Here is a 3,809-nt window from a genome sequence, read left to right as displayed (position 1 = left end):
TGGCGTCCAATGGTGGTGCGAATGTTGTGTTTTCGGTGGATGCGGGTGTGCATCGTGGGTTGAATGTGGTGGCGCGGGAGTTGAATGCGTCGTTGTTCATGGTGGTGCATTCGGCGTTGGCGGTGGTGTTGTCGCGGTTGTCGGGGTCTGATGATGTGGCGGTGGGTACGCCGGTGGCGGGGCGTGGTGAGGCTGCTCTCGATGATGTGATCGGGATGTTCGTCAATACGTTGGTGTTGCGGTCGGTGTTCGGGTCGGATTGGTCTTTTGCTGATGTGGTTCGGGATGTGCGGGAGCGGGATCTGGGTGCGTTCGGTCATGCGGATGTGCCGTTCGAGCGTTTGGTGGAGGTGCTCAATCCGGCTCGTTCGCAGGGTCGGCATCCGTTGTTCCAGGTGATGTTGTCGTTCCAGAATTTGGAGCGGACGTCGCTGGAGTTGCCGGGGTTGACGGCGAGTGTGGTGGAGTTCGATGCTGCGGTGGCGAAGTTCGATGTGCAGGTGACGTTGTCGGAGTTGTTCGATGCCGATGGTGGTGCTGCTGGGTTGTCGGCGACGTTGACGTATGCGACGGATTTGTTCGATGAGTCGACGATGGTGTTGTTCGGGGAGCGGTTCGTTCGGGTGTTGGAGGCGGTGGCTGCGGATTCGTCTGTGGTGGTGGGTGATATCGGTGTGTTGGGTGTGGGTGAGCGTGAGTTGGTGGTGTCGGGGTGGAATGAGACTGTGCGGGTGTTGGATTCGGGTGTTGCGGGTGTTGGGGGTGTGACGTTGGCGTCGTTGTTCGTGGATCAGGTGGGTGTGTCGTGGGATGTGGTGGCGGTGGTGGCTGGGGGTGAGCGGTTGTCGTATGGGGTGTTCGGTGAGCGGGTGTTTGCTCTTGCTCGGTGGTTGATCGGTGAGGGTGTGGGTCCTGAGGTGTTGGTGGGGTTGGGGATGCGGCGTGGGGTGGATTTGTTGGTGGGGATGTATGCGGTGGTGGTGGCGGGTGGTGGTTATGTGCCCTTGGATCCGGATCAGCCGGTGGAGCGTAATGGGTTTGTTGTGTCGGTGGCGTCGCCGGTGTTGGTGTTGGTGTCGGGTGGTGCGGATGTGGGTGTGTTCGAGGGTGTGGTTGCTGCTGCGGGTGGTGGTGTGTCGGGTTCGGGTGTGCGTGTGGTGGATGTGCCTGTGGTGGATGTGTCGGTGGTGGATGTGTCGGGGTTGTCGGTGTTGCCGGTCTCCGATGGTGAGCGGTTGTCGGTGTTGCGGGGGTGGAATACGGCGTATGTGATTTTCACGTCGGGGTCGACGGGTCGGCCGAAGGGTGTGGCGGTTTCGCATGAGGCGATCGTGAACCGTCTGCTGTGGATGCAGGACACTTATCGGTTGACCGAGAGTGATGTCGTGTTGCAGAAGACGCCGTTCACGTTCGATGTGTCGGTGTGGGAGTTCTTCTGGGCACTTCAGGTGGGTGCTTCGGTTGTGGTCGCGGCGCCGGACGGTCATCGTGATCCGAATTATCTGGCTGGGGTCATCGCCGACGAGTCGGTGACCATCGTCCACTTCGTTCCGTCGATGCTTGCTGTGTTCGTCGGGGAGATCGAGGCGCGCGCGTCTCGGTTGCCGAGTTTGCGCGCGGTATTCGCGTCGGGTGAAGCGCTGCCCGGTGCGACGGCACATCGTATGTTCGCGGCTTTGCCGAACGTGGCGTTGCACAACTTGTACGGCCCGACGGAGGCGGCTGTCGATGTCACGTTTCACGAGGTGCGGTCGGACGAGATCGTGATTCCCATCGGTGCTCCGGTGTGGAATACCCGTGTCTTCGTGTTGGATCGCCGGTTGGCTCCGGTTCCGGTCGGTGTGGAGGGCGAGCTCTATCTCGCCGGAGTGCAGCTTGCGCGCGGTTATGTCGGCCGTCCTGATTTGACTGCGGATCGGTTTGTTGCGCATCCGGTTGCGGAGGCTCGCGCTCGGGGTGAGCGTCTTTATCGAACCGGTGATGTGGTGCGGTGGACCACGAGCGGCGAGCTCGATTATGTGGGTCGTAGTGATTTTCAGGTCAAGCTCCGCGGTTTGCGGATCGAGTTGGGTGAAATCGAGACCATTTTGTTGGAACAGGGTTCGATTGCTCAGGCTGCGGTGATGGTTCGTGATGACCAGTTGGTGGCGTATGTCGTCACGAAGTCCGATTTCGATGGTGCGGCGGTGCGTACCGCGCTGGGGTCGAAGTTGGCCGAGTACATGGTGCCGGCTGTGTTCGTCGAGTTGGAGGCGTTTCCGCTGGGATCGAGTGGCAAGCTCGATCGTAAGGCGTTGCCTGCTCCGGTTGTGGTGGTCAAGGAGTTTCGGGCGCCCACTACGCCGGTGGAGGAGATCGTCGCTGATACTTTTGCTGGTGTTCTCGGTCTCGACCGGGTCGGTCTGGATGACGATTTCTTCGAACTCGGTGGCAACTCGCTGATCGCAACCCAGTTGGTATCCCGGTTGGGTCAGGTCCTCAACACCAAGATCGGCGTGCGCGAGTTGTTCGAGGCCTCGAACGTCGCCGATCTCGCGTCGCGAATCGCCAGCCAGGTCGGCAGCGGTGGACAGCGCGCCCTCGTCGCGGTGAACCGACCGGCACAGATACCGCTGTCGCTGGCTCAGCAACGGTATTGGTTCCTCAACCAGTACGACACGACGTCTGCCGTGGACAACATTCCGTTCGCCGTTCGCTTGAGCGGCGAGCTGAACGTCCCGGCGCTCGAATCCGCCGTCGCCGACCTGATTGCACGGCACGAGTCGCTCCGTACGATCTACCCCGACTCGATGGACGGACCGCACCAGACGATCCTGCCCGTCGGCGATGCGAACGCGGAATTGGTCATCGCCGACGTCCAGGAAGCGGATGTACGTCGCAGTGTCATCGACCTGATGATGACGGCGTTCGATGTCACGAGCGAGATTCCTCGCGCCGCACAGCTGTTCAAGTTGGCAGAGGACGAGTACGTCCTCGCGTTCGTCATCCACCACGTGTCGGCGGACGGTGCCTCGATGGCGCCCCTCGTGCGTGATGTGATGGTGGCGTACGCGGCGCGCTCCGCCGGTGAGGCGCCAGGCTGGGCGCCTCTGCCGGTGCAGTATGCGGATTATGCGCTATGGCAGCGCGAAGTTCTCGGTAGTGAGGAAGATCCGGAGTCGATTGCGTCGCAGCAGGTTGCGTATTGGAAGTCGGCGTTGGCGGGGTTGCCGGATCAGTTGGATCTGCCGTCGGATCGTCGACGCCCTACGTCGCAGAGCTTCCGAGGCGATTCTGTTCGTTTCACGATTGACGCGGATCTGCACGCCGCTCTTCTCGATCTGTCTCGTAGGAACCACACGACGCTGTTCATGACGATGCACGCCGCGTTCGCGGTGTTGCTCGCCCGGCTGTCGAATGTCTCGGACATCGCTGTCGGAACGCCAGTCGCAGGTCGCGGCGAAAAGGCCCTCGACGACATGATCGGGATGTTCGTCAATACGTTGGTGTTTCGGTCTCGGGTGGATTCGTCGTTGACGTTCGAGGAGTTGTTGGCGCAGACGCGGGAGACGGATCTGCAGGCGTTTGCGCATGCGGATGTGCCGTTCGAGCGTTTGGTGGAGGTGCTCAATCCGGTCCGGTCGACGGCACGAAACCCGTTGTTCCAGGTCGGTCTTTCCTTCCAGAACATGACCAGAGCCAGCCTCGAACTGCCAGGGCTGACGATCGCCCCGGTCGACGTGAACTCGCCATTGGCCAAAACCGACCTTCAGTTGACGATCTTCGACGGTACGACGGCTGACGGACGACCGGCGGAGATAGACGCGGAG

1 protein-coding gene is annotated in these 3,809 nt (G+C 61.3%); it reads left to right on the top strand.

The genetic code is table 11. The features are described from left to right. On the top strand, positions 1-3,809 hold a 3,809-nt coding region (locus tag RY1_RS29135; protein WP_139280016.1), incomplete at both ends, for a non-ribosomal peptide synthetase.

Source organism: Rhodococcus yunnanensis NBRC 103083 (assembly GCF_001895005.1).
Lineage (GTDB): Bacteria > Actinomycetota > Actinomycetes > Mycobacteriales > Mycobacteriaceae > Rhodococcoides > Rhodococcoides yunnanense.
This window is presented reverse-complemented; position numbering and strand designations above follow the sequence as displayed.